Below are 24,567 nucleotides of genomic sequence, written 5' to 3'. Positions count from 1 at the left end.
CCGTGCCGTCAGCGGGATCCGGATGCCTCTTGCGCTCGGCGCCGCGGAGGAGCATCCTCTCTCTCACGAAGAGCTCGACGCCCCGTCCGAGCAGCCGGCCCTGCCGCTGCCGCAGGGCGTCGAGCTCTTTCTCCTGGGTGCCCGACCGCCGTCCGACCGCCGTCCGATCGACGCCCGGGAAGAGAACCGGACCGCCTCGCGTTGCACGCCCCATGGCCACTCCGAGCAGCAGCGTCACCGCCCCCTCCCGTGCCTCGATCGACCTCACGGAGTCGGCGCGCGCCGGCTGGGAGTCGTGGCTCGCCCGACGCGTCGAGCGCGTCACCGGACCCCGGGGCGATCTCGCCCTCGTCGAGACCCGCTGGCTCGAGCCCGGCGAGAGCGTCGACGACGAGCAGGCGCTGGCCGGATACGGCCCCTCCGCGACCTTGACGCGCATGCGCCGCGAGAACCTCGACACCGGCGAGCCCGAGTACGGCTACCGCGTGTGGGATGCGGCCTCCGACGGCATCCGCTCCTTCGACGCCATCGAGACCTTCCCGTTCGATGCGGCCTGGGTGCTCGAGGCGTGGTTCGAGCCGGTCGCCGAGGACCGCACCGTCCCGTTCGAGCACCTGCGCGACAACGGCGCCACCCGCGAGCTGGTCGTCCCCGGCGACATCACCTTCTCGCTCGTGGACGACGGCCGCGCCCGCGAGTACACGGTCGCGGCGTTCGACGACGGCGGCACGCTGCTCGTCCCCTTCGGCGATCCGACCAACCGCAGCGACGACCCGGAGCTCGCGAGCTACCCCGTCGGCCGCTTCCTCGTCGTGCAGCGGATCGGCGGCGCGGCCGACGCCGGCACCCCCGGTCCGGTGCTCCTGGACTTCAACCGGGCGTACATCCCGCCGTGCGGCTTCTCGCCCCACTACAACTGCCCGCTGCCGCCCGCGCAGAACCGGCTCGGCGTGCCCGTGACGGCCGGCGAGCGCCGCGTGCGCAGCGCGTCCGCCTAGCCCGCCCGGACGGAGCGGGGGCCGCGGCTCAGCGGGTGAGGACGGCCCGGCGAGCGACGAGCTCGTCGAGCAGGACCCGCTCGTCGACCGCTCCGGTGCGTCCGCCGCGGCCGAGCAGGAGGTGCTGCCGGTGGTGCGCGAGCCGCGTCGCCGAGCGGAGGAAGTCCCGCATCGCGCGCGGCCGGTCCCCTCCCGCGCTCCGGGCCCAGCGGGCGGCGGTGCGGCGCCCCTCCGCGGTGCCGATCATCCGCACCTCGGCCGGCGAGAGCCAGCCGGCCACGGCGTAGTCGTCGAGCCGCTGGAGCGTCACGCGCCGCTCCTGCCGCCGCAGCAGCACCACGACGACCACGGCGACCGCGAACAGCGGCACCTGGACCACGCCGTAGAAGCCGAACCAGTCGGACACCAGGAACGACGAGCCGTTCCAGAGCGCGTGCAGGAACGCGGCGAGCGCCAGCCCGAGGAGGGCGAGGGGCAGCCGCGCGACGGCGGGCCGGTTCGAGGCGAAGCCGAGGGCCGCGCCCGTGCAGGCGGTGAAGAGCACGTGCGCGAACGGCGAGAGCACGCCGCGGAGGAAGAAGGTCACCGCGAGCGAGCCGAGACCGCCCTCCACCAGCGCGCTGCCGAAGTAGAGGATGTTCTCGACGAAGGCGAACCCGGAGGCGACGACGGCCGCGTAGACGATGCCGTCGACAGGACCGTCGAAGGTCCGGCGCCAGATCAGCAGGACGAGGAGGACGCCGAGCCCCTTGGCCGTCTCCTCGACCAGCGGCGCCTGGATCACGGCGCCGACGAAGTCGGATCCGCTCGGCTGCTGCCCGGAGGCGTAGACGGCGATCTGCACGCCGAGGTCGACCAGGAGCGCGATGGCGACGGACCCGGCCGCGCCCCAGAGGAACGCGAACCACAGGCCCAGCGCGGGCTCCGGCTCCCAGCGGTCGACCCAGCGGACGCCCAGCAGCACCACGGCGAGCGGGACGAGGGCGATGACCGCGCAGATCCCCGCGGCGCTGACGCCGAGTCCGAGCACGACGTAGGCGAGCACGAGCAGCAGCAGGATCCCGAGGAGCGCCACGCCGATCGAGCCGAGCACGGTCGGCACGACGGAGGGGCGGGCGACGGCGGGCGGTGCGGGCGGCGGGTAGGCGCTCATGGGGGCGAGAGTAGGGCACTGGCGGGGTGCGCCGTCGGCGGTTGACACACGCAGGGCCCGTGGAGGAGGGCCGGGTGCCGACGCCCGTGTCCGATTCCCGCTCCTGATCGACCTCTCCGCGTGCGAGGCTCGAGGCGTGCCCGACTCCGATCCGCTCTTCGAGGAGCGCTATCGCGCCGTCGCCTCGCGCGACTCCCGGTTCGACGGGCGGTTTCTGACCGGCGTGCACTCCACGGGCATCTACTGCCGTCCGAGCTGCCCCGCCGTCACTCCGCGGCGCGCGAACGTGCGCTTCTACCCGACGGCCGCCGCCGCGCACGAGGCGGGGCTGCGGGCCTGCAAGCGCTGCCTGCCGGACGCCGTCCCCGGCTCCCCCGAGTGGAACCTGCGCGACGACAAGGCCGCACGCGCCATGCGGCTGATCGCGGACGGAGTGGTCGACCGCGAGGGGGTCGAGGGACTGGCCGCCCGGCTCGGCTACGGCGCGCGCCATCTGGGCCGGATCCTGCGCGAGGAGCTGGGAGCTCCTCCGCTGGCCCTCGCTCGCGCCCAGCGCGCCCAGACCGCCCGGCTCCTGCTCACGAGCACAGACCTGCCCGTGTCCGACGTCGCGTTCGCCGCCGGGTTCACGAGCATCCGGCAGTTCAACGCGACCCTCGCGGAGGTGTACGAGCGGACGCCGACGGCCCTGCGCGCCTCCGCCCGCGGCACGCGCTCCGAGGCGAGCGTCCACGACGGCGCGACCACGCTGGAGCTCCGGCTGGCCGTGCGCGCTCCGTTCGATCCCGGGGTGCTCGACGTGCTCGGCGCCGGCGCGCTCCCCGGGCTCGAGGAGGCGGCTCCCGGCCGCTACGCGCGCTCGCTCGCCCTGCCCGGGGGCGCGGCGCTGGTCCGTCTGGAGGCGGACGGGGAGACGGTCCGCTGCAGCGCGACGCTCGTCTCCGTCGCCGACGTCGGGCCGCTGGTCGCCCGGGTGAGGCGGCTGCTCGACCTCGACGCGGACGCTCGGGCCGTGGACGAGGCCCTCGCGACCGATCCCGCGCTCGCTCCGAGCGTCGCCGCCCGCCCCGGCGTCCGCGTGCCCGGCTCCGTCGATCCGGCCGAGACCCTGGTGCGCGCGCTGCTCGGTCGGCGGGAGGCCGCCCGGCTGGTCGCGGCGCTGGGCGCGACGCTTCCGGAGTCCGTGGCGAGCGGATCGATCGCGCGCGCGTTCCCCTCCCCCGCGGCGATCGCCGAGCACGCCGCCGACGTGCTCGGTGGATCCGCCGACGTGCTGGTGCGGACCAGCACGCTGCTCGCCGAGGGAGCACTGCGGCTCGACACCGACCGGGAGGAGCTCGTCGGGCAGCTGCTCGCGGTTCCCGGGATCGGGCCGGCGACGGCGGCCGCGGTGGCGCTCCGGGCGACCGGTGACCCCGACGTCCTGCTCACGGGAGAACCCGTGCTCCGGCGGGGCGCGGCGGCGCTCGGCCTGCCCGCCGGCGAGCGCGCGCTCGCCGAGGCCGGACGCCGCTGGGCGCCCTGGCGCAGCTACGCCGGAGCGCGCCTCGCGGCCGCGGTCACGCCTCCGGTGCGGGGTCGATGATCGGGAGCGCCGCGGTCATCGCCTCGATGCCCGAGAGCCGCGCGGGCGAGATGAGCCGCATGACCTCCTCGCGGGACATCAGCCCCGCCTCGACCACCAGGTCGGCGATGTTGCGGCCGGTGGCGAGGGCCGCCTTCGCGAGGGCGGCGGACGCGGTGTAGCCGATGCTCGGGGTGAGCGCCGTCACGACGCCGACCGAGGAGGCGACCATGGCCTCGAGCCGGTCGACGTTCGCGGTGATGCCGTCGATGCAGTTCTCGCGGAGCGTCCTGCAGGCCTGCGTCATCCAGGTGATGCTCTGCAGCAGCGAGTGCGCGATGACCGGCTCGAAGGCGTTGAGCTGGAGCTGACCCGCCTCGGCCGCCATCGTGACCGTGACGTCGGCCCCGGCCACCGAGTAGGCGACCTGGTTGACCACCTCGGGGATGACCGGGTTCACCTTGCCGGGCATGATGCTCGATCCCGCCTGGCGCGGAGGCAGGTTGATCTCGCCGAAGCCGGCCTGCGGGCCCGAGGAGAGGAGCCTCAGGTCGTTGCAGATCTTGGACAGCTTGATCGCGGAGCGCTTGAGCGCGCTCGAGAACGACATGAAGACGCCCGTGTCGCTCGTCGCCTCGACGAGGTCCTGCGCCATCTCCAGGTCGAGGTCGGTGATCTCGTTGAGGTGGCGGACGGCGGCCGCGCCGTAGCGCGGATCGGCGGTGATGCCGGTGCCGATCGCGGTCGCTCCGATGTTGACCTCGGCGAGCAGCCAGATGGTCTCGGAGAGCCGGGCGTGGTCCTCGCCGAGGGTCGTCGCGAAGCCGTGGAACTCCTGGCCGAGCGTCATCGGCACCGCGTCCTGCAGCTGCGTGCGGCCGACCTTCAGGACGCTGCCGAACTCGACCGCCTTGCGGGAGAACGACTCGCGCAGCAGCGCCAGCTCGTCGAGCAGGCGGCGCAGCGACCAGGTCATCGCGATCTTGATCGCGGTCGGGTAGACGTCGTTGGTGGACTGGCTGCGGTTGACGTCGTCGAGCGGGTGCAGGTGGGCGTAGTCGCCCCGCTCGAAGCCGCCGATCTCGAGTGCGACGTTGGCGACGACCTCGTTCGCGTTCATGTTCGTCGAGGTGCCGGCGCCGCCCTGGATCACCCCGACCACGAACTGGTCGTGGAACTCGCCGTCGATGATGCGGCGGCACGCGGTCTCGATCAGCTCGGCCTTGGCGGGAGCGAGGCTGCCGAGCTCGGTGTTGGCCCGGGCGGCCGCGAGCTTGACCGTGGCGAGGGACCGGACGAGATCGGGGTAGATCGAGATGGGGCGCTTGGAGATCGGGAAGTTGTCGAGGGCCCGCGCCGTGTGGATGCCCCAGTAGGCCTCGGCGGGGATCTCCATCGAGCCGAGGGAGTCGCTCTCGGTGCGAGTGGCGGGGGTCTCGGTGTCGTTCAGGGCTCTGCCTTCCGGGTCGCGGTCGGGGAGGATGCTCGGTGCGAGGGTCACGTCCAGCTCCGTTGCTGTCGTCGTGCGGCCCCGGAGGGTGCAGGGGGCTCGCGAACTGCGCGGCCAGCCTATCGCCGGGGTGCGAGGCGGGCACGGCGGGAGGCGCGGAGCGGCCGGACGACGGGCGCGGAACGGCCCGCCGACAGGCGCGGAACGACCGCGCCTCCCGCCGCCGGAGCAGACAGGAGGCGCGGGACGCGGGACGCGGCGGGTCAGCGGTAGTCGCTGCCCGACGCGAGGGCCGCGAGCGGCACGAGCACGACCACGACGAGCACGGCGATCGCGAACAGCAGGACGAGGCCGAGCATGACGGAGTTGAGCACGATGCCCCAGATCGAGAGCGTGCGGCCGGTCGGCTCCCGCCGCAGGCCCAGGATGCCGAAGACGAGGCCCGCGGCCGGTGCGATCACGGTCAGACCGAAGAAGACGGAGGTGACGCCGAGGATCAGGCTGGTGAGCGAGAACGGGGTCGACGGAGCCGGGGCGAGCACCGCGGGCGGGACGGCCGGGGTGCCGTAGGGCGCACGGTTCTGCTGCGAGGAGGCGGGCTCCTCGGCGGCGGGGCGCTCCCCGGCGGACGGCCGCTCCTCGGTGAGGACGGCGGTCGCGCCCAGGTCCACGGTCGGCTGCTCGTCGGCGGGGGTGGAGAGGCGGGCGGTGCGGTCGTCGGTGGTCACGGTGTGCTCCTTCTCGGGTGCCGGTCGCCCGGCGGGATGCGGTGCCGCCGGTCGGGCCGGCGGTGCTGCCGGTGTGCTCCGGCGATGCCTCCACGCTACGGACGCGCCCGGGCGCGCCCCATCCGGGGAACCCCCGGAACTCGGGGGCGATCCCCCGCCTGCGGGCGGGGGCGGGTGCGAGACTGGTCCCGGCGCGAGGAGGCGGCGACGATGGACGACGACGAGCTGCGGCACCGCACGCGGGACCGCAAGGGCGCCCGGGCCGTCTGGTTCGCCGGGCTCTCGGCGCTCGCCGGCTTCGTGGTGATCTCCCCCGTGATCTCCCTCACGGCGACCGTGATGGTGTGGGGGTCGCGACGGCGGATCGGCACCCTCAGCGACCGGAACGGCCTGGTCGCCGTCAACTGGCAGCTCACCTACCTCGCGCTCCAGCTGATGCTGGTCCCGCTGCACCTCGCGCTGGTGTCGGTGCGCGACTCGCTCAGCGCGGACTGGCCGCTCGCGACGATCTCGGCGATCCTCGCGCTGGCCGTGCTCAACCTCGTGCTGTGCATAGTCCTCGGGATCCGGTCCGGCCGGGGGCACACCGTGCGCCTCTGGATCGCCGTGCCCTTCGCCCGCTCCACCCGTCCGCCGCGCTGACCGTCCGGGGGCCCCGGGCACGACAGCTCCGCGCTCCTGGGGCTCCGCTCGGCGTGTCCGCGGCACGGTGCCCCCTCGACGCAGCGGCGCCGGGCAGGGTGGTGGAGTGATCGCCTTCCCCTCTCCCGTGTACGTCGTGGCCGACGACGGAGTGCGGCTGGCCACCTACTCCGTCGGCGAGGAGGGCGCCCCGACCGTCCTCGCGGTGCACGGCTTCGCCTCCCACGCGGTGCTCAACTGGGAGACGTCGGGCTGGCTGCGGACGCTGCACCGGGCCGGGTACCGCGTCGTGGCGCTCGACCAGCGCGGGCACGGCGCGAGCGAGAAGCCGCACCATTCCGACTCCTACAGCGTGGACACCATGGTGGCCGACCTGGTGCGGGTGCTCGACTCCTACGACCTCGAGGCGCCCCACGTGCTCGGCTACTCCCTCGGCGCCCGGATGAGCTGGGTGCTGGGGCTCGAGCACCCGGAGCGGCTCGCATCGCTGAGCCTCGGCGGGCTGACGGTGGGCGAGCCCCTCCGCTCCTTCGACGCGGAGGCGGCCCGGGCCCGCGTCGCCTCCGGCGGCGAGATCGACGACGGCTTCACCCGCGCCTTCATCGGCATGGCGGAGGGGGTGCAGGGCAACGACCTCGCGGCGCTGGTGGCGGTGGCCGACGGCGTCCGCGGTGGGGCGCACCCGGAGCACGGGCGGCACCCCGGCTTGCCGACGCTGCTCGTGACCGGCGGCGCGGATCCGATCGCGCCCGGCGGCGAGCTGCTGGCGGCGGAGGCCGGGGCGCGCTTCGTGAGCGTCCCCGGCCGCGACCACACCAGCACGGTGCCCGCGCGGGGCTTCAAGGACGCGGTGCTGGCGTTCCTGGCGGAGCAGGGCTAGCCGCGCGATCTGCAGGAGTCCGTGCGATCTGCAGGGGTCCGTGCGATCTGCAGGAGTCCGATCTGCAGGGGACGGTACCGTTCGCAGGGGATGCGGGCGGGAGAGCGTTCTCCACCGCGTGAATCGCGGCGCGGCGTCCGGATCCCCTGCAGATCGCACGCCGGGGAGGACAGGCGCGGAGACAGGAGCGGAGGCGGCGTAGCATCCCCCTCATGCAGGCGATCAGCATCGAGAACCCCGGCCCCGACTCGCGACTGGTGCTGGAGGAGGTGCCGACTCCCTCCCCCGGACCCGGCGAGGTCCTCGTCCGCGTCGCGGCCGCCGGCGTCAACCGCGCCGACCTCGGCCAGCGCGGCGGGGTCTACCCGCCGCCGCCCGGCGCCTCCGAGATCCTCGGGATGGAGGTCTCCGGCACGGTCGTCGCGCTCGGCGAGGACACGACCGGGTTCTCGGAGGGCGACGAGGTCTGCGCGCTGCTCTCCGGCGGCGGCTACGCCGAGTACGTCGCGGTCGACGCGGGCCTGGTGCTGCCGGTGCCGGACGGCGTCGGCCTCGTCTCGGCCGCCGCCCTTCCGGAGACGACGTCCACCGTCTGGTCGAACCTCGTGATGGTGGCCGGGCTCGGACCCGGCGACACCGTCCTCCTCCACGGCGGCGGGAGCGGGATCGGGACCACGGGCATCCAGATCGCCGCCGCCCTCGGCGCCCGCGTCGCCGTCACTGCCGGCAGCCCCCGCAAGCTCGAGGCGTGCCGCGCGCTCGGGGCCGACGTCCTGATCGACTACCGCGAGGAGGACTTCATCGAGCGGATCCGCGAGGCGACCGGCGGGCGCGGCGTCGACGTGATCCTCGACCCCGTCGGCGGCGACTACCTCGCCCGCGACCTGGAGGCGCTGGCCGTGGGTGGGCGCGTGGTGTTCATCGGCAACCAGTCCGGCACGCTGGGCTCGCTCGACCTCGGCGTGCTGATGCGCAAGCGCGGCGCGGTGCACGCCACCACCCTCCGCGCCCGGCCCCTGGAGGAGCGGCGAGCGATCGTCGCGCAGGTGCGCGCGAAGGTCTGGCCACTGGTCGCCGCCGGGACGGTGCGCCCGGTGGTGGACGAGGTGGTCCCCCTCGCGGACGCGGAGCGCGCACACGAGCGGATGCGCTCCTCAGGCCACATCGGGAAGCTGCTCCTCACGCCCTGACGCCGGACGTTCCGGAGGCCCCCGCCCCCTCAGCGAGCGGGGGCCTCCGAGATGTCCGGGCCGCCGAGGACTCAGACCGCGGAGCGCAGCAGCCCGAGGGAGCGGTTGATCCCGTCGACGTCGACCGCGGCCGGATCGAACGACGCTCCGGCGGCGAGGCCGAGAGCCTCGAGCGCCTCCGCGTGGTCGGCCGAGGACGGGTCCGTCGCCGCTCGGACCGTGTCGGCCCAGGCCGCGGGGCCTCCCGGCACGTCGAGCGGGGCCGCGCCGCGCGCGCCCGTGCAGCGCGGCAGCGCCGTCGACAGCGGCGCGATCGACTCCAGCCGGATGACGTGGCGCCACTCGTCCTCGAGGTCGTAGACGTAGAAGAGCTCGTCCTGCTCCTGCTCGAGGACCTCAGCGAGCGCGACGCCCGCCTCGTCCACGAGGTCGGCGCCGAACTCCTCCGCGTCGGACGGCGAGCCGATCGGAGCCTGCTCCTCATCGGGAACGCCCACGCTGAAGTAGTGCGGCTGCGCGTCGGTCCAGCCCAGCGAGAGCTGGAGCGCGAGGTGCAGATCGCGCAGGGTCGACTCGGAGGAGAGCTCGAGGCGCCGCCACACGACGGGCTTGGTCCCGAGAAGGGCGACGTGGAGGGCGTACGCGGTCGCCGTGTCCTGGGTCGCCTCGTCGAGGATCTCGAGGCGGGTGGCCTCGCGCTCGCCGAGGAGCACGACGGTCGCCCGGACGACGGAGGCGAGGACGGGCGCCAGGCCCTCCGGCACGGCGTAGCCGAACTCGGGCGAGTGCAGCAGCAGGCCGAGCTCGGCGGTGTCGTCGAGCATCCTCTCGGCCGTCCCGACCATGCGCTCGCGCTCGTCGAGGGCCTCGTCGAGCGAGACCCCGGAGTCGGCGGCCAGCTCGTCGACCAGCTCGCCGACGACCAGGCCCGGGTGGATCTCGGCCTGGCAGGCGACCGCGATGCGGACCAGCACGGCGTCGGTGGTGGTGACCGCGCGCTCCTCCGGGGAGAAGGCGCCGTCCTCGGTGTCGGCGGCCGTCAGCGCGGTCTGGGCGCTGAGGATCCACTGCTCGAGGAAGCGGGCGACGTAGGCGACGCGCTCGGCGGCGGCCTCGTGCGCGTCGGAGCTGCGCCAGAGCACGGCGGCCTCGCCGAGACCGGCCGCGGACCCCTCCTGCTCGAGCACGGCCGAGCCGACCAGCGCGTCCCACCAGGCCGAGACCGGGATCCGGACGGAGTCGTCGCTCGGGGTGGATCCCGCGGACGAGATCCCCGCCTCGACCGCGATCTCGCGGGCGGCGCGCTCGGTGAGGGTGGCGCCGTCGGTGGCGGCGAGGTGCTCGACCACGACGTCGGCGGCGTGCACGAGAGCGGTGGCGCGGACGGCGGAGAGCTGCTCCTCGGCCGGGACCTCGTCGAGCTCGGCGAGGTCGTCGAGCACGGCCTCCACGAAGGAGCCGGCGAGGTCGAGGACCTCGTCGAGGACGGCCTGGCACTCGTCCAGCTCCTCGTCGGTGCCGGTCCAGAGGTCCTCGTCGGTGAGGAAGTCGAGGAAGTGCTCGACGACCTCGGCGACGGTGAAGAGGGTGTCGTCGAGGTCGGCCTCGCTCTCCTCGCCCGACAGATCGGCCTCGATCTGGTCGAAGACGGCCTCGAGCAGCTCGGCGTCGGGCTGCGCGAAGGAGCCGCGCGGACGCAGATCGCGGGTCATCGCGAAGAGATCGGTCAGCACCTCGACGGCCTCGTCGGCCTCGAGGTGCTCGTGCTGCATGCCGACCTCGGCCAGGTGCGAGCGGTACCAGCTGCGGAACCGCACCATCAGCGCGGTCTCGGCCGTTCGGCCGCCGCCCTGACCGCCGGTCCCGCCCTGACCGCCTCCGGATCGTCCCTGGTTGCGCTTCTTGCCCATGATTCCTCCGCGACCGCTCCACTCACGACGAAGCGCTCCAGCCTACCCAGTGCGGGGGCGCGGCGGCACGCGCGGACGCCCCCTGTTCACCCGGTCCGCACCGTGCTCGCTCCTCCCGCTGCGGCCGCTCCTCCGAGGTCCGAGAGGTGCCGCGAACCGCTGGCCGCGGTGATCAGCGAGAGCCGGCCGATGCGCTCCCGCTCCAGCTGCTCGTACGGGAGGGGGTGGAGGTCGATCGGTCGCGGGATCGGCTCGTCGACGCGGATCCGCAGCACTTGCACGGTGTTTCGATCGTGAGAAATCTCGCAGCGATCGGGCAGGTGGGCTTGCGCTCGGACCCCTCGCTTCGGTGGAGTGTGCGGATGACCGACACGACGGACACCGCCGAGACCGCTCCCGGGAAGGCGTCGCTCAAGCGGGTGATCACCGGACCGCTGCTGTTCGCGTTCATCGTGGGCGACACGCTCGGCGCCGGCATCTACACCCTGGTCGGCACGATGGCGGAGGACGTCGGCGGCGTGATCTGGCTGCCGCTGCTGATCGCGCTGGTCGTCGCCCTGCTCACCGCGGGCACCTACGCCGAGCTGATCACGAAGTACCCGCACGCCGGAGGCGCGGCGCGCTACGTGGACCGCGCGTTCGGGAAGCCGTACCTCTCGTTCCTGATCGGCTTCCTGATGATGGCGTCCGGCATCACGACGGCCGCCTCGCTCGCCAACGCGTTCGCCGGCGACTACCTCGGGGCCCTGCTGGACGTGCCGCCGATCCCCACGGCGATCGTGTTCATCGCGATCCTCACCCTCGTGAACCTGCGGGGGGTCAAGGAGTCGCTGACCGCGAACCTGGTCGCCTCGGTGATCGAGGTGAGCGGACTGGTGATCGTGATCGTCTGCGCCGCGGTCTTCTTCGGCGCCGGCGACGGCGACGCCTCCCGCGTGCTCGAGTTCAACCCCGACGTCGCCCCGCTGCAGGGCGCGTTCGCCGCCTCGATCGTCGCCTTCTTCTCGTTCCTCGGCTTCGAGGCCGCCGCGAACATGGCCGAGGAGGTGCGGAACCCCTCGAAGGTCTACCCGCGGGCCCTCTTCGGCGCGCTGATCACCGCCGCCGTCGTCTACCTCCTGATCGCACTGGGCGCGGTGATCGTGCTGCCGAATGACGAGCTCGCGGCCTCGAGCGGCCCCCTGCTGGACGTGGTCGCGGCGAGCGGAGTCGCGGTGCCGCCGTGGCTGTTCGGCCTGATCGCGCTGGTCGCCATCGCGAACGGCGCTCTGCTGTTCATGGTCATGGCGAGCCGCGTCGGCTTCGGGCTGGCCACCTCGGGTCTCCTGCCCAGCGCGTTCGGCACGGTGCTGCCGGGCCGCCGCACGCCGTGGGTGTCGATCGTGGTCGTCGGCGGAGTGACCATGCTGCTCAGCCTCATCGGCGACGTCGGCACTCTCGCCGAGACGACGGTCCTGCTCCTCCTGCTGGTGTTCATCGCGGCGAACGTCTCGGTGCTGGTGCTGAAGAAGGACCGCGTCGACCACGCCCACTACTCCGTGCCGCGGGTGGTGCCGGTGCTCGCGACCATCGCGAGCGTGGTGCTGCTGACGCAGCAGACGGGCGTGGTGTGGCTGGCGACGGCGGGTTACGTGGTCGTGGGGACGCTGCTGTTCCTCGCCACCCGCCTGGGGAAGCGGAAGCACGCGGATCGGACCCCGGACTGACGCGGGCCGGCGATGATCCGTCGCGAGCGGCCCGTCCCCGGATCCCTGCGGGCCGTTCGCGACGGATCGTTCGCGGGAGAGGGGCGAGGAGTGGGATCGTGAGGGGATGACCGTCACGCTCGAGCCGATGCCCGTCGCCGCTCTCGCCCGGTGGATGCGGGTGCAGCGCTCGGCGTACATCGAGGACCGGATGCGGGCGGGCGACGACGAGGCGGCCGCGACGCGCAACGCCGACACCGCATACGAGAAGTACTTCCCGGGAGGCTCCCCCGCCGACGGGCACGACGTGCTGCTCGTCTCTGAGGACGGCCGCGCGGTCGGGTCGCTGTGGCTCGGCCCGCACCCGAGCGGACTCGAGGGCGTCGGGTACGTCTGGGACGTGCAGATCGACGCCGCCGAACGCGGCCGCGGCCTCGGCCGGGCGGCGATGCTGCTCGCGGAGTCGCACGTCCGCTCCCGCGGCGGCTCCGCCCTCGCGCTGAACGTCTTCGGCTTCAACACGGCCGCGCGGGCGCTGTACGAGTCGCTCGGCTACGAGACGACGTCCCTGCAGATGCGCAAGCCGCTCGCCTGACCCGCGCATCCCGCTCGGCGCGTCGGCCGTCGCCCGGAGCGACCGGAGGGGCGCCTCAGACCGGCACGAAGGCGGACACCAGCAGAGTGCCGCCGGCGAGGACGGCGACGGCGGTGGCCCAGTAGCCGAGGATCAGGGCGAAGACGGCCAGTCCCCAGCCGGCCTCGCCGGTGCGGCGGATCTGCGCGCAGGCGAGGTGGCCGCAGACGACTCCGGCGAGCCCGACGACGAAGGAGAGCACGAAGGCGGTGATCGCGAGCGTGTTCACCTGCGGGTCCGTGACGAGGCCCGCCTCCCGGCGGGCCCGCCCCTGCACGAGGGCGACCGGGAGCCCCACCGCCAGCAGGAGCACGGGCGAGACGACGACGAGGATGATGAGCAGGTGCCAGCCCTGCAGTCCGGCGAGCATCGTCCGAGGCCAGCGGCGGTCAGCTCGTGGAGGCGACGGCGGTCGGGTCGCCGGTGCCGGACGGACGCGGGGCTTCGCCCGATCCGGTCGCCACGGACGCGCCGGTCGGCACGACCGTGCCGCCCGTCGCCATCCCCCGGCCGAAGGCCTGGCCCTGGAGGATCGCGCCGAGGTCGACGCCGGTCGCCGACTTCACGCTGTCGAAGGTGGCGGCGAGGCTCGCCGCCTGCTCGCGGGCGATGTGGGTGCCGGCGGTGTCGCCGCCGATCAGCGTCACCGTGCCGACGTTCTGGTAGCCCTTGGCGAACTCGGCCATGAGCGAGGGCAGCTGCCCGATGAGCTCGCGACCCAGGATCGCCTCCTGGTTCTCGCGGAGCGCCTCCGCCTCGGCCGCGATGACCGCCGCGCTCGCCTCGCCCTTCGCGCGGATGGCCTCCGCCTCGGCGGTCGCGTTCGCGCGCAGCGCCTCGGCCTCGGCGCCCGCCTTGGCTCGCAGTGCGTGGGCCTCGGCCTCGGCACGGGCGCTCACGGCGGCGGCCTCGGCGGCGGCGGATGCCTGGCGCGCCTCGGCCTGGCGCTGGACGGCGTACGCCTCGGCGTCGGAGACCTGCTGCGCGACCTGGCGGTCCGTCTCGGCCTTCTTCTCGCGTCCGTAGGCGTCGGCGTCGGCCTCGGTCTGACGGCGGTACTTCTCGGCGTCCGCGACGCGCTTGACGTCGGCGTCCAGCTCGGCCTGCCGGTTCTCGGCGCGCTGCACGAGGACGGCCTGCTCGCGCTCGGCGCGGGCCAGGTTCTCGGCCTGCTCGGCCTCGGCATTGGCGCGGCCGACCTCGGACTTCGCGGCGGCGGTGTTCTTGTCGTAGGCGGTCTGCTCGATCAGGTTCGCCTCGTCCGTGGCGAGCTGGCGGGCCTTGACCTCGCGGGCCGCGTTGATCCGCGCGACGTCGGCCTCACGGCGGACGCGCTCGATCTCCTGCGCTCCGAGCGCCTCAATGTAGCCGTTGCGGTCGGTGACACCCTGGATGGCGAAGGAGTCGAGGACGAGGCCCTGGGCGAGCAGGTCGCCCTTGATCCCCTCGGCGATCTCGTCGCCGAGCTTCTGCCGGTCCTGCATGACCTCCTCGACGCTGAGCTTCGCGACGACGCCGCGGAGGGCGCCCTCGAGCTGCTCGGTCGTGAAGACGTCGATCGACTGGTCCTGCGACGCGAAGCGCTCGGCGGCGGCACGGACCTGGTCGGCCGTGGAGCCGATCTTGACGAGGGCGACGCCCGCGAGGTGGATCGTCACGCCGTTCTTGGTCTGCGCGACCGGCTCCATCTTGATCTGACGGGAGCGCAGCGAGATGCGGTCGGACCGCTGGGTCAGCTTGTTCACGAACGCGCCGCCGCCGGTGATGACGGTCATGTTCGAGGTGAGCCCGTCCTCGCCCTTCTGCTTCTTTCCGACGATCACGATCGCCTCGTCGGCCTGCGGCACCTGGTACCAGGCGCGGAAGAGGAAGAAGCCGATGAGGGCGATCAGCAGGAGGGCGCCGACGGCGACTCCGGCGAGGACGATCCAGAGGAGATCCGGTTCCATGGGCGGGCGACCTTTCGTCCGACCCGCGCGACGCGGGTACCTGAGAGACGTACAGGGTCCATCGTGGCAGACGCGGGCACGCGGCGGACGGGGCCCGGAGCGGCTGGCGCGAGTCGGCGGCCCGCGGCAGGCAGCGGCTGTCGAGATCGCGATGAGCGGACGAGATGTCCGTGCACGGCTGGGCATGTCGACCGCGGTGGAGGATCTCACGAAATTTCGCGAGATACAGATGCCGCGGGAGAGATCAGTGCTGGGGTACCTGGACTCGAACCAAGAACAACTGAACCAGAATCAGCCGTGTTGCCAATTACACCATACCCCAATGGTCATCCGGAGGTGATCCCGGGACCAGGCGGCGATCGGATCGAGACCCAAGCGCCGAGAGACGACAGTACCCTACGCGGGCATCCCGCTCAAATCGAGCCTCGGACGACGCTGCCCTCGGACTCCGGGGCGGCCTCGCCGAGGCGAGCGCGCACGAGGTCGCGGTTGAGGGCGGAGGCGACCTGGGCTCCCGATCCGGCGGCCACGATCAGCTGCTGCGGACCGGGAGGGGTGACCTCGCCGGCGGCGTAGAGGCCGGGGACGGAGGTGCGCCCGCCCGCATCCACGAGGAGGAAGCCGTCGGCGTCGCGGTCGGGACCGGCCGCGTCGAGGTAGTCCAGCACGGGGGTCCAGACCGGGCGGACGAACGCGCCGGTGCGCGGGACGACGTCGCCGTCGACGAGGCGGACGCCGGTCATCTCGGCGCGCTCCCCGGCGAGGTCGGCGACCGGACGCCGGTCGACCCGGATGCCGATCGAGGCGAGCAGCGACTCGTCGGCATCGCTCACCGTCCCGACGCCGTTGGTGAAGACGATCAGATCGGTCGACCACTGCGAGAGGAGCATGGCCCGCTCGGCGAGGTCGTCGGTCTCGCCGATCAGGGCGAGCGCCTCCCCCGCCTTCTCGTAGCCGTCGCACTCCATGCAGCTGTGCACGGCGGTGCCGTAGTAGGCGCGGAGGCTCGGCAGCGCGGGCGGCGTCTCGAGCAGCCCCGCGGCGACCACGACGGCGGTGGCGACGACGGAGCGGTCGGCGCTGCCGCGCACGCCGCGGGCGCCGACGACGAACTCGCCGCCGGAGCGCTCGACCGAGGTGACGAGGGCGTTGTGCACCTCGGCGGCCTCGTAGCGCTCGAACTCCTCGCGGCCGAGGCGGCGCAGCTCGAGCGGCGAGATGCCGTCGCGGGTGAGGAACCCGTGCGAGTGCAGCGTCGCGGCGTTCCGCGGGCGGTTGCTGTCGAGCAGCAGCACGCTGCGGCGCGCCCGGACGAGGTTGAGCGCCGTCGAGAGCCCGGCCGGGCCCCCGCCGATCACGACGACGTCGTAGCGTCCGCCGATCGTCTCCGCCACGGGTCAAGCCTGCCGGGAGAGGTGAGCGCCCAGGCGGTCGAGGCGGGCGATCGACTCCTGCTTGCCGAGGATCTCCATCGACTCGAACAGCGGCGGGGAGACCCGGCGTCCGGAGACCGCGGTGCGGAGCGGTCCGTAGGCGATGCGGGGCTTGAGGCCCAGGCCCTCGATCAGCGCGGAGGCGAGCGCCTCCTGGATCGAGGCCGTCAGCCACTCGGAGTCGGGGACGAGCTCGAGGGCGCCGATCGAGGCGGCGAGGACCTCGCCGGCGTTCGCGGGCAGGCCCTTCAGCGCGTCCTCGTCGTAGGAGAGGGCATCAGCGGAGGTGAAGAGGAACCCGAGCATGCCGGGGGCCTCCCCCAGCAGGCCGATCCGCTCCTGCACGAGCGGCGCGGCGGCGTCCAGCACGGCGCGCTGCTCGGCGGTCGGCTCGCCCTCGAGCACCCCGGCCGCCACGAGGTACGGGACCGTCCGCTCGGTGAAGTCGTCGACGGCCAGGAGGCGGATGTGGTCGCCGTTGATCGACTCGGCCTTCTTGAGGTCGAAGCGGGCCGGGTTGGGGTTCACGTCGGCCACGTCGAAGGCGGCGACCATCTCGTCGATCGAGAACACGTCGCGGTCGTGGGTGAGCGACCAGCCGAGCAGAGCGAGGTAGTTGACCAGGCCCTCCGGGATGAAGCCCCGGTCGCGGTGGTGGAAGAGGTTCGAGGACGGGTCGCGCTTGGAGAGCTTCTTGTTCCCGTCGCCCATCACGTAGGGCAGGTGGCCGAAGCGCGGGACGAACGTCGTCACCCCGATGTCGATCAGCGCGTGGTACAGCGCGATCTGGCGGGCGGTCGAGGGCAGGATGTCCTCGCCGCGGAGCACGTGGGTGATCTGCATGATCGCGTCGTCGACCGGGTTCACCAGCGTGTAGAGCGGCTGGCCGTTGGGGCGCACCACGACGAAGTCGCTGAAGGAGCCCGCGGGGAAGGTGATCGGGCCGCGGACCAGGTCGTCGAAGGACAGGTCGGCGTCCGGCACCCGCAGGCGCAGCGCCGGAGCGCGTCCCTCGGCGCGGAAGGCGGCGCGCTGCTCCTCGGTGAGGTCGCGGTCGAAGTTGTCGTAGCCGTGCTGCTTCGCGCGGCCGGCCGCCTCGTTGCGCGCGTCGATCTCCTCCGCCGTGGAGTAGCTCTCGTAGAGGTGCCCCGAGGCGGTCAGGCGCGCGATCACGTCGAGGTAGACCCCGGTGCGCTCGGACTGGCGGTAGGGGCCGTGCGGGCCGCCGACTCCGACGCCCTCGTCCCAGTCGAGCTTCAGCCAGCGCAGCGCGTCGAGGATCTGCTCCACGCTCTCCTCGCTGTCGCGGGCGGCGTCCGTGTCCTCGATGCGGAAGACGAACGTGCCGCCGGTGTGGCGCGCGTAGGCCCAGTTGAACAGGGCGGTGCGGATGAGGCCGACGTGCGGGGTCCCGGTCGGCGACGGGCAGAAGCGGACGCGGACGTCGCTCCCGGTCGCGGTCGTGAACGGGTGCGCGTCCGGCGCGCTTTCCAGGGGCGGGGTGAGCTCAGACATACGAGGCCGATCCTACCGGCGGGTGGGCATGCGGCGCCCGGAATCCAGGGGGTGCGGAAGCGGCTCGCCCCGGTCGGACAGGGACCTCGGCCTCGCCGATGCCCGCCCGGCACTGCTTCTACCGGAAAGCACTGCTCCGAGTCAACGGACTCCCGGGCGGGCAGGAGCAGTGGTGCGCTGACCATGGGCCTCTCGTGGAGAGGGCCCGAGCGCCGCACCGCAGGCCGCGCCGGGCCTCCGCGCGAGCGTGCCCGGAAGGAGCACTGATGAGCACGATCGACCTCGACACCCGCACCGACCGCCCGAGCGTCCTCACCGAGGCGGCGCGGGAGGAGAAGGACGCCCGCACGCTCTCGCTCTTCCACGCCGCGGCGAGCGCGGAGGGCTCGGAGGGCGAGCGGATCCGCGAGCGCATCGTGCTCGACCACCTGGGCCTGGCCGAGGCCATGGCCCGCCGGGTCTCCCGCGGCAGCAGCGACTGGGCGGATCTGCGCCAGGTCGCGTACGTGGGCCTCGTCAAGGCCGCCCGCCGCTTCACCCCGGAGCGCGGCGACAGCTTCGCCGCCTTCGCCGTCCCCACCATCACCGGCGAGCTCAAGCGCCACCTCCGCGACCTCGGCTGGATGATCCGGCCGCCGCGCGGCGTGCAGGAGCTGCACCGCCGCTCGGCCGTCGTCGCCGACGAACTGGCGCAGGAGCTCGGCCGCCACCCGTCCGACCACGAGATCGCGCGCCGCCTGGGCGTGGACGCCGCGGAGGTGGCGGACGCGCGCCTCGCCGGGCATCCGCTCTCCCTCGACGAGTCCGTCGGCGAGGGGGGCGTCGGCCTGGGCGACACCCTCGGCGGCGAGGACGAGCGGCTGCTCGAGATCGACCGGCGGCACGGGCTCGCCGAGGCTCTCGCCGAGCTCGAGGAGGGGCAGCGCGAGCTCCTGCGGATGCGCTTCGTCGAGGAGCGCACCCAGCAGCAGATCGCGGACGCGCTGGGGACGACGCAGATGCAGGTCTCGCGCCTGCAGCGGCGGATCCTCGCGCAGCTCGCCGACCGGCTCGGCGCCCCCTCGCGCAGCCATCAGCCGCGCGCGCCCCGGGCCCGGGTGGCGACGGTCACGCCGGTGCGCCCGGCGACGCGGCTGAAGTCCGCCTGAGGTGGGCCTCGGCACGCGTCGGGAGCGACGCGAGGGCGGCGAGGACGTCCTCGACCTGGACCGCGAGCAGCGCCGGGTCCGGCTCGGCGGAGAAGACGTCGCCGCGGCGGAGCGAGGCGTCGGTCAGCACGACGTGCGGACCCGAGGCGGGAGGGCCCCAGGCCTCGGGCGGCGCCGGCCCGAAGATCACCACCGAGGGGATGCCGTACGCCGACGCGAGGTGCGCGGCACCGGTGTCGACGGTGACCACGACCTCGGCGGCCGCGACGACCGCGGCGAAACCGCTGAGCGCGAGCTCCCCCGCCAGCACCTCGCCCGTGCCGGCGAGCTCGGCGACGCGACGGGCCCGGTCTGCCTCGTTCGCGCCTCCGGTGTAGACGACGCGGTGCCCCTCGGCGGCGAGGGAGCGCGCTACCGCGGCGAAGCGCTCCTCCGGCCACTCCCGCGAGCCGTAGAAGGCCCCGATGTGCACGACGGCCGCTCCGGGCGCCGAGGCGGGCGCCTCGGGGACGGCGATCGCGACGTCCTCGGGGTCGGCGTCGAGACCGATCGAGTTCACCAGGCGGGCCCAGCGGGCCCGCTCGAGCTCGCCGTCGATCCAGAGCGGCCGCGGGTCTCCCGGGCCCGCGCCCGGGTCCAGCGCCGGAACGCGGAACTCGAGCGTGCGCTCGGGCGCGATCTCGCGCAGCCGCAACCGCGACTCCGGGCCGTTGCCGTGGAGGTTCACGCCGAGCTCGACCCGGCCGGCGGCCATCGGCAGCGGGTCGTCGAGTCCGTGGAGGGTGGGCACGAGCGCGTCGAGGCCCTCGACCAGGTCGACGATCGGCTCGAGCCAGGGCGTGGTCGCCATGATCAGCCGGTGCTCCGGGAAGCCGCGGCGGAGGGCCTTCAGCGCCGGGACCGCGACGAGCAGGTCGCCGAGCTTGAGGGCGCGCAGCGCGAGGATCTCCGGAGTCCCGTCCGGGGCGGTGAGAGCGCGCACGGCGCCTCCTTCCTGTCGGAGTCCCCGTACCCCGCTGCGCGAACCTCAGACGCGGCGCCCGCAGATGCGAGCGACGCGCCCGGAGGGACCGACTTCTCCGGGAGGGGGTTTACATCCCCGATCGAGGGGTACGAGGAGGAGGTGAACGACTCCTCCTCCCGGAGCGCCGACGAGCGCACGAGGGCCCCCCGACTGCGGGGGATCCTCTTCGACCGCGATGCGACGCTCGTGGTCGACGTGCCCTACAACGGCGACCCGGCGCAGGTCGCCCCGATGCCCACCGCCCTCGCTGCGGTCGAGCGGGCGCGCGAGGCGGGACTGGCTCTGGGCGTGGTCACCAATCAGTCCGGCATCGCCCGCGGGATCATCGACCGCGGGCAGGCCGACGCGGTGAACCGCCGCGTCGACGAGCTCTTCGGCGGCTTCGACGTGTGGATGCTCTGCCCGCACGGCCCCGAGGACGGCTGCTCCTGCCGGAAGCCGGAGCCCGGCATGGTGCTCGGCGCGGCCGAGCAACTGGGACTGCCGGCCCGCTCCCTCGCCGTGATCGGCGACATCGGCGCCGACGTCGGCGCCGCCGCCGCGGCCGGTGCCCGCGGAGTGCTGGTGCCGACTGCGATCACCCGCGCCGAGGAGGTGGACGCCGCCCCGCTGCAGGCGGCGACGCTCCTCGAGGCGGTGGAGCTGCTGCTGGCGATGCAGCCCGACGAGGACCCCGAATGAGGCGCCGCGTGCTCGTCGCCCGCCTGGACAGCGCGGGCGACGTCCTGCTGTGCGGACCCGCCGTCCGCGCGATCGCGGCCGACGCCGAGGTGCTGCTGCTGAGCGGTCCGCAGGGCGCGCCGGCCGCCGCGCTGCTGCCGGGGCCCTCCTCCGTCCGCACCTGGTGGTGCCCGTGGATCGGCGACGCCTCCCGCCCCGTCGACGCCGAGCTCGTCGACGAGCTGCGCGCGATCGTCGAGGAGTTCGCGCCGGACGAGGCCGTGATCCTCACCTCCTTCCACCAGTCGCCGCTGCCGCTGGCACTGCTGCTCCGACTGGCCGGCGTCGTCCGCATCTCGGGCGCGTCGGTCGACTTCGCGGGCGCCCTGCTCGACGTGCGCCTCGTCCCGGGCGAGACCCTCGAGGAGGACCAGCCGGAGCCGGAGCGCGCGCTCGCGATCGCCGCGGCGGCCGGGTTCGCGCTGCCCGCCGGCGACGACGGACGGCTCCGCGTGCGCCGCGAGGGCGTGCTGCCGGCCGCTCTCGAGGGGATCGGCCCCTACGCGGTCGTGCACCCCGGGGCCGCCGTCCCCGCCCGCGCCTGGCCCGCGGCGAACGCGGCGCGCGCCGTCGAGCTGCTGGCGGACGCGGGCCTCGCGGTCGTCGTCACCGGCGGACCGGGCGAGCGGGCTCTCACGGCCGAGGTCGCGGGCACCCGCGGCATCGACCTCGGCGGAGCCACCGACTTCGCCGGCGCCGCCGAGGTGCTGGCCGGCGCCGACGTCGTGATCTGCGGCAACACCGGCCCCGCGCACCTCGCCGCCGCGGTCGGCACCCCGGTGGTCAGCCTGTTCGCCCCGGTCGTCCCGGCCGTGCGCTGGGCGCCCTACGGCGTCCCGGTCGCGCTGCTCGGCGACCAGGAGGCGCCCTGCGCCGGCTCGCGCGCCCGCGTGTGCCCCGTCCCCGGCCATCCCTGCCTCGCGGGAGTGAGCGCCGAGGAGGCGGTCGCCGCCGCCCTCCGACTCCGACCCACCACTTCCCCGAGAGAGGCCATCGCATGAGGATCCTGCTCTGGCACGTGCACGGCGGCTGGGCGGACGCCTTCGTCCGCGGCGCCCACACCTACCTGCTCCCCACCACTCCGGCCCGCGACGGCTGGGGCCTGGGCACCGGCGGCCGCGACTGGCCGAGCGCCGTCGAGATCGCGCCCGAGGAGCTGCACGACGCCGACGTCGACGCGGTCCTCCTCCAGCGGCCCGAGGAGCTCGCCGAGGCGGAGCGGTTGCTCGGGCGCCGCCTCGGCCGCGACGTGCCCGCCGTCTACGTCGAGCACAACACCCCGCGCGGGGACGTGCCGGACAACCGCCACCCGCTCGCCGACCGGGACGACCTGCTGATCGTCCACGTCACCCACTTCAACGCCCTGATGTGGGACACCGGATCGACGCGGACCACGGTGATCGAGCACGGGATCCACGACCCGGGCCCCCTCTACACCGGCGAGCTGCCGCACTTCGGCGTGGTCGTCAACGAGCCCGTCCGCCGCGGCCGCGTCGCCGGCACCGACCTGCTCCCCCGCTTCGGCGCCGTCGCTCCGCTGGACGTGTTCGGGATGAAGACCGACCGGCTCGCCGAGCTGCCGGGCCTGGAGGACGTGACGGTCCTCGGCGACGTCCGCACGCAGGCGATGCACGCCGCCCTGGCCCGCCGGCGGGTCTACCTGCACCCGTTCCGCTGGACCTCGCTCGGCCTCGCGCTGCTGGAGGCGATGCACCTCGGGATGCCGGTCGTCGCACTCGACGTGACGGAGGCGGGACGCGCCGTCCCGCCCGAGGCCGGAGCGGTCTCGAACGACCTCGACGCCCTGGTCGCCTCGGCCAGGGCGCTCGTCGAGGACCCCGACCGCGCCGCCCGCGCCGGCGCCGTCGCCCGCGAGGCCGCGCTCGCGCGCTACGGCCTCGCCCGGTTCCACCGCGACTGGGACGAGGTCCTCGCCGATCTCCCCGGGCGCCGGACGCCGGAGCCCGCTCTGGAAGGGAGCACCCGATGACGCAGCACCTCTCCGCCGCGCCCGCGCTCACGATCGCCATGGTCTCGGAGCATGCGAGCCCGCTGGCGACCCTCGGCGGCGTCGACGCCGGCGGCCAGAACGTCCACGTGGCCGCGCTGGCCGACGCGCTCGCCCGCCGCGGGCACCGCGTCGTCGTCTACACCCGCCGTGACGACCCCTCCCTCCCCCGCCGCGTGCCCTTCACCTCGGGAGTCGAGGTCGTGCACATCGACGCCGGCCCGGCGCGCCGCGTGTCCAAGGACGACCTGCTGCCCTTCATGGGCGACTTCGCCGTCGACCTCGCCGAGGAGTGGCTGCAGGAGCGGCCGGACCTCGTGCACAGCCACTTCTGGATGTCCGGGGTGGCCGCGCTCGACGCCTCCGAGCGGGTGGAGCGCGCCACCGGGCGGCGCGTGCCCGTCTTCCACACCTTCCACGCACTGGGCGTGGTCAAGCGCCGCCAGCAGGGCGCACTCGACACCAGCCCGGAGGAGCGCGCCTGGCTCGAGCCCGGCGTGGGCCAGCGGGCCGACGGCGTCGTCGCCACCTGCTCGGACGAGGCCTTCGAGCTCAAGGGGCTCGGTGTCCCGACCTCGCGCATCTCGGTGGTGCCCTGCGGAGTCGACATCGACCGGTTCTCGGTCGAGGGCCCGGTCGCGCCGCGCGGCGAGCGCTCGCGGCTGATGACCATCGGCCGCCTGGTGCCGCGCAAGGGGATGGGCATCGCGATCGAGGCGCTCGCGCACCTGGTCGCGGCCGGCCACGACGCCGAGCTCGTCGTCGTCGGCGGCTCCGGCTCCGGTGACGCGCTGACGGCTGACCCCGAGTACCAGCGGCTGCACGGCGTGGCCGAGAGCCTCGGAGTCGCGGACCGCGTCGACTTCGTCGGCCAGCTCTCGCAGACCGAGATGCCCGCGGTGCTCCGCTCGGCCGACGTCGTGGTCTGCGCGCCCTGGTACGAGCCGTTCGGCATCACTCCGCTCGAGGCGATGGCGTGCGGCGTGCCGGTCGTCGCCTCCTCCGTGGGCGGCCTGATCGACACCGTGGTCGAGGACGTCACCGGAGTCCACGTGCCCCCGCGCGACCCGGTCGCGCTGGCCGCAGCCCTCGGCTCGCTGCTGGACGACCCCGACCGCGCCCGCGCCTACGGGGCCGCCGGCCGCGAGCGCGTCGAGTCCCGCTACTCCTGGGACCGCGTCGCCGCCGACACCGAGCGCGCCTACCTCACGACCCTCGCCGGCCTCGGCGACGAGTCGCTCCTCACCGGCGCCACGAGCGCACCCTCATCCCCCACCACCCGGAAGGCGGCTCCGCGACGATGACCATCGACACCGCGACCCTCGACACCGCTCTGGACACCCCGTCCGACGCCGCGCGGCGCCTCGTCGACGACCACGTGGCGCGCGCGCTCGACGCGGTCGCGCAGCTGGAGCGCCACTCCGACAGGATCGCCGCCTGGGGCGTCGAGCTCGCCGACCGCCTGCACTCCGGCGCGCGCCTACTCGCCGCGGGCAACGGCGGCTCCGCGGCCGAGGCGCAGCACCTCACCGCCGAGCTCGTCGGCCGCTTCGACGGCGACCGCGTCCCCTTCTCCGCCATCTCGCTGCACGCCGAGACGTCGAGCCTGACCGCGATCGGCAACGACTACGGCTTCGACCACGTGTTCTCGCGCCAGGTCACCGCGCACGCCCGCGCGGGCGACGTCGTGGTGCTGCTCTCCACCAGCGGACGCAGCGCGAACCTCCTCCACGCCGCGGAGGCCGCCCGTGCGGCGGGCGCCCGCTCGTGGGCGCTGACCGGCGAGGGGCCGAATCCGCTCACGGAGCTCTGCGACGAGGCGATCGCCCTAAAGGGCCACGGCTCCAACGTGCAGGAGGCGCAGCTCGTGCTCGTGCACGCGCTCTGCCGGGCCTTCGAGCACCGGATCCGCGCGCGGACGGCGGCCGCCTCGTGA

Annotated in this window: 23 protein-coding genes and 1 tRNA gene; 13 read left to right on the top strand and 11 right to left on the bottom strand. The window is 74.2% G+C overall.

Annotation, left to right across the window (positions count from 1 at the left end; all coding sequences use genetic code 11):
- Positions 1-212: 212 nt before the first annotated feature.
- Positions 213-998, top strand: a complete 786-nt coding sequence (locus tag GSU45_RS06060; protein WP_104233244.1) for a DUF1684 domain-containing protein — start codon at positions 213-215, stop codon at positions 996-998.
- 28 nt (positions 999-1,026) lie between these two features.
- Here the strand turns inward: GSU45_RS06060 and GSU45_RS06055 are convergent, their stop codons facing one another.
- A complete protein-coding gene (locus GSU45_RS06055) occupies positions 1,027-2,151 on the bottom strand; it encodes a PrsW family intramembrane metalloprotease (RefSeq protein WP_159913542.1) in 1,125 nt (374 codons plus the stop codon).
- 136 nt (positions 2,152-2,287) lie between these two features.
- Here GSU45_RS06055 and GSU45_RS06050 point away from each other — a divergent pair, with 136 nt between their 5' ends.
- Entirely contained in the window at positions 2,288-3,736 is a 1,449-nt protein-coding gene (locus GSU45_RS06050; protein WP_244248239.1) for an Ada metal-binding domain-containing protein, read from the top strand.
- Here the strand turns inward: GSU45_RS06050 and GSU45_RS06045 are convergent.
- Positions 3,711-5,165 (bottom strand): aspartate ammonia-lyase, encoded by a 1,455-nt coding sequence (locus GSU45_RS06045; protein ID WP_279631115.1) that lies wholly within the window; start codon positions 5,163-5,165, stop codon positions 3,711-3,713. The genes GSU45_RS06050 and GSU45_RS06045 overlap by 26 nt on opposite strands.
- Before the next feature lie 263 nt (positions 5,166-5,428).
- Positions 5,429-5,893, bottom strand: coding sequence for a DUF4190 domain-containing protein (locus GSU45_RS06040; RefSeq protein ID WP_159913538.1), 465 nt, complete (start codon positions 5,891-5,893; stop codon positions 5,429-5,431).
- Positions 5,894-6,103: 210 nt separating this feature from the next.
- Here GSU45_RS06040 and GSU45_RS06035 point away from each other — a divergent pair, with 210 nt between their 5' ends.
- From GSU45_RS06035 to GSU45_RS06025, 3 genes are all read left to right on the top strand, one after another.
- Positions 6,104-6,535 (top strand): DUF4870 domain-containing protein, encoded by a 432-nt coding sequence (locus tag GSU45_RS06035; protein WP_159913536.1) that lies wholly within the window; start codon positions 6,104-6,106, stop codon positions 6,533-6,535.
- Between the two features lie 106 nt (positions 6,536-6,641).
- Positions 6,642-7,415, top strand: a complete 774-nt coding sequence (locus tag GSU45_RS06030) for an alpha/beta hydrolase (RefSeq protein ID WP_159913534.1) — start codon at positions 6,642-6,644, stop codon at positions 7,413-7,415.
- Between the two features lie 212 nt (positions 7,416-7,627).
- A complete protein-coding gene (locus GSU45_RS06025; RefSeq protein WP_159913532.1) occupies positions 7,628-8,605 on the top strand; it encodes an NAD(P)H-quinone oxidoreductase in 978 nt (325 codons plus the stop codon).
- A 71-nt stretch (positions 8,606-8,676) separates the two neighbouring features.
- On the opposite strand, the gene GSU45_RS06020 is transcribed toward GSU45_RS06025, so the two are convergent.
- On the bottom strand, positions 8,677-10,515 hold the full coding sequence (locus tag GSU45_RS06020; protein WP_159913530.1) for a plasmid pRiA4b ORF-3 family protein: 1,839 nt from the start codon (positions 10,513-10,515) through the stop codon (positions 8,677-8,679).
- An 86-nt stretch (positions 10,516-10,601) separates the two neighbouring features.
- Complete coding sequence (locus GSU45_RS06015) at positions 10,602-10,790, bottom strand: hypothetical protein (RefSeq protein WP_159913528.1); 189 nt, start codon at positions 10,788-10,790, stop codon at positions 10,602-10,604.
- A gap of 87 nt (positions 10,791-10,877) precedes the next feature.
- On the opposite strand from GSU45_RS06015, the gene GSU45_RS06010 reads away from it, so the two are divergent.
- Both GSU45_RS06010 and GSU45_RS06005 read left to right on the top strand, forming a co-directional pair.
- Entirely contained in the window at positions 10,878-12,221 is a 1,344-nt protein-coding gene (locus GSU45_RS06010; protein WP_159913526.1) for an APC family permease, read from the top strand.
- 106 nt (positions 12,222-12,327) lie between these two features.
- Positions 12,328-12,795 (top strand): GNAT family N-acetyltransferase, encoded by a 468-nt coding sequence (locus GSU45_RS06005; protein WP_159913524.1) that lies wholly within the window; start codon positions 12,328-12,330, stop codon positions 12,793-12,795.
- A gap of 55 nt (positions 12,796-12,850) precedes the next feature.
- Here the strand turns inward: GSU45_RS06005 and GSU45_RS06000 are convergent, their stop codons facing one another.
- The 5 genes from GSU45_RS06000 to gltX all read right to left on the bottom strand — a co-directional run bounded on the left by GSU45_RS06000 (position 12,851) and on the right by gltX (position 17,731).
- Positions 12,851-13,204: a DUF4190 domain-containing protein gene (locus tag GSU45_RS06000; RefSeq protein WP_159913522.1), complete on the bottom strand. Its 354-nt coding sequence runs from the start codon at positions 13,202-13,204 to the stop codon at positions 12,851-12,853.
- Between the two features lie 19 nt (positions 13,205-13,223).
- The gene (locus GSU45_RS05995) at positions 13,224-14,783 is read right to left on the bottom strand and encodes an SPFH domain-containing protein (protein ID WP_159913520.1); all 1,560 of its coding nucleotides are present in this window, start codon (positions 14,781-14,783) and stop codon (positions 13,224-13,226) included.
- 250 nt (positions 14,784-15,033) lie between these two features.
- A tRNA-Gln gene (locus GSU45_RS05990) sits at positions 15,034-15,105 on the bottom strand.
- Between the two features lie 91 nt (positions 15,106-15,196).
- Entirely contained in the window at positions 15,197-16,177 is a 981-nt protein-coding gene (locus tag GSU45_RS05985; protein ID WP_159913518.1) for an NAD(P)/FAD-dependent oxidoreductase, read from the bottom strand.
- Between the two features lie 3 nt (positions 16,178-16,180).
- Complete coding sequence (gene gltX / locus GSU45_RS05980) at positions 16,181-17,731, bottom strand: glutamate--tRNA ligase (RefSeq protein WP_159913516.1); 1,551 nt, start codon at positions 17,729-17,731, stop codon at positions 16,181-16,183.
- 266 nt (positions 17,732-17,997) lie between these two features.
- On the opposite strand from gltX, the gene GSU45_RS05975 reads away from it, so the two are divergent.
- Positions 17,998-18,879, top strand: a complete 882-nt coding sequence (locus GSU45_RS05975) for a sigma-70 family RNA polymerase sigma factor (protein WP_159913514.1) — start codon at positions 17,998-18,000, stop codon at positions 18,877-18,879.
- Here GSU45_RS05975 and GSU45_RS05970 read toward each other — a convergent pair.
- Positions 18,839-19,861, bottom strand: a complete 1,023-nt coding sequence (locus GSU45_RS05970) for a glycosyltransferase family 9 protein (protein WP_159913512.1) — start codon at positions 19,859-19,861, stop codon at positions 18,839-18,841. The genes GSU45_RS05975 and GSU45_RS05970 overlap by 41 nt on opposite strands.
- Before the next feature lie 141 nt (positions 19,862-20,002).
- Here GSU45_RS05970 and GSU45_RS17070 point away from each other — a divergent pair, with 141 nt between their 5' ends.
- Genes GSU45_RS17070 through GSU45_RS05950 form a run of 5 tightly spaced genes read left to right on the top strand, consistent with a single transcriptional unit; the run spans position 20,003 to position 24,567 of the window.
- Positions 20,003-20,584: an HAD family hydrolase gene (locus GSU45_RS17070; protein ID WP_244248238.1), complete on the top strand. Its 582-nt coding sequence runs from the start codon at positions 20,003-20,005 to the stop codon at positions 20,582-20,584.
- Complete coding sequence (locus GSU45_RS05965) at positions 20,581-21,624, top strand: glycosyltransferase family 9 protein (protein WP_167302045.1); 1,044 nt, start codon at positions 20,581-20,583, stop codon at positions 21,622-21,624. Before GSU45_RS17070 ends, GSU45_RS05965 begins: the two co-directional genes overlap by 4 nt.
- A complete protein-coding gene (locus GSU45_RS05960) occupies positions 21,621-22,613 on the top strand; it encodes a glycosyltransferase (RefSeq protein ID WP_159913510.1) in 993 nt (330 codons plus the stop codon). The genes GSU45_RS05965 and GSU45_RS05960 overlap by 4 nt, the downstream gene beginning before the upstream one ends.
- The gene (locus GSU45_RS05955; protein WP_159913508.1) at positions 22,610-23,935 is read left to right on the top strand and encodes a glycosyltransferase; all 1,326 of its coding nucleotides are present in this window, start codon (positions 22,610-22,612) and stop codon (positions 23,933-23,935) included. Before GSU45_RS05960 ends, GSU45_RS05955 begins: the two co-directional genes overlap by 4 nt.
- Positions 23,932-24,567 (top strand): SIS domain-containing protein, encoded by a 636-nt coding sequence (locus tag GSU45_RS05950; RefSeq protein ID WP_159913506.1) that lies wholly within the window; start codon positions 23,932-23,934, stop codon positions 24,565-24,567. Before GSU45_RS05955 ends, GSU45_RS05950 begins: the two co-directional genes overlap by 4 nt.

It is taken from the genome of Rathayibacter sp. VKM Ac-2801 (assembly GCF_009834245.1).
GTDB lineage: Bacteria > Actinomycetota > Actinomycetes > Actinomycetales > Microbacteriaceae > Rathayibacter.
The sequence above is the reverse complement of the archived record's forward strand: the minus strand, read 5'-3'. Positions and strand labels throughout refer to the sequence as shown.

Excerpts from the sequence above, each read along its gene's own strand:
- GSU45_RS06060 (WP_104233244.1), top strand. The coding sequence starts at position 213 with ATGGCCACTCCGAGCAGCAGCGTCACCGCCCCCTCCCGTGCCTCGATC.
- GSU45_RS06055 (WP_159913542.1), bottom strand. The coding sequence starts at position 2,151 with ATGAGCGCCTACCCGCCGCCCGCACCGCCCGCCGTCGCCCGCCCCTCC.
- GSU45_RS06035 (WP_159913536.1), top strand. The coding sequence starts at position 6,104 with ATGGACGACGACGAGCTGCGGCACCGCACGCGGGACCGCAAGGGCGCC.
- GSU45_RS06025 (WP_159913532.1), top strand. The coding sequence starts at position 7,628 with ATGCAGGCGATCAGCATCGAGAACCCCGGCCCCGACTCGCGACTGGTG.
- GSU45_RS06020 (WP_159913530.1), bottom strand. The coding sequence starts at position 10,515 with ATGGGCAAGAAGCGCAACCAGGGACGATCCGGAGGCGGTCAGGGCGGG.
- GSU45_RS06010 (WP_159913526.1), top strand. The coding sequence starts at position 10,878 with ATGACCGACACGACGGACACCGCCGAGACCGCTCCCGGGAAGGCGTCG.
- GSU45_RS06005 (WP_159913524.1), top strand. The coding sequence starts at position 12,328 with ATGACCGTCACGCTCGAGCCGATGCCCGTCGCCGCTCTCGCCCGGTGG.
- GSU45_RS06000 (WP_159913522.1), bottom strand. The coding sequence starts at position 13,204 with ATGCTCGCCGGACTGCAGGGCTGGCACCTGCTCATCATCCTCGTCGTC.
- GSU45_RS05995 (WP_159913520.1), bottom strand. The coding sequence starts at position 14,783 with ATGGAACCGGATCTCCTCTGGATCGTCCTCGCCGGAGTCGCCGTCGGC.
- gltX (WP_159913516.1), bottom strand. The coding sequence starts at position 17,731 with ATGTCTGAGCTCACCCCGCCCCTGGAAAGCGCGCCGGACGCGCACCCG.
- GSU45_RS05975 (WP_159913514.1), top strand. The coding sequence starts at position 17,998 with ATGAGCACGATCGACCTCGACACCCGCACCGACCGCCCGAGCGTCCTC.
- GSU45_RS05965 (WP_167302045.1), top strand. The coding sequence starts at position 20,581 with ATGAGGCGCCGCGTGCTCGTCGCCCGCCTGGACAGCGCGGGCGACGTC.
- GSU45_RS05960 (WP_159913510.1), top strand. The coding sequence starts at position 21,621 with ATGAGGATCCTGCTCTGGCACGTGCACGGCGGCTGGGCGGACGCCTTC.
- GSU45_RS05955 (WP_159913508.1), top strand. The coding sequence starts at position 22,610 with ATGACGCAGCACCTCTCCGCCGCGCCCGCGCTCACGATCGCCATGGTC.
- GSU45_RS05950 (WP_159913506.1), top strand. The coding sequence starts at position 23,932 with ATGACCATCGACACCGCGACCCTCGACACCGCTCTGGACACCCCGTCC.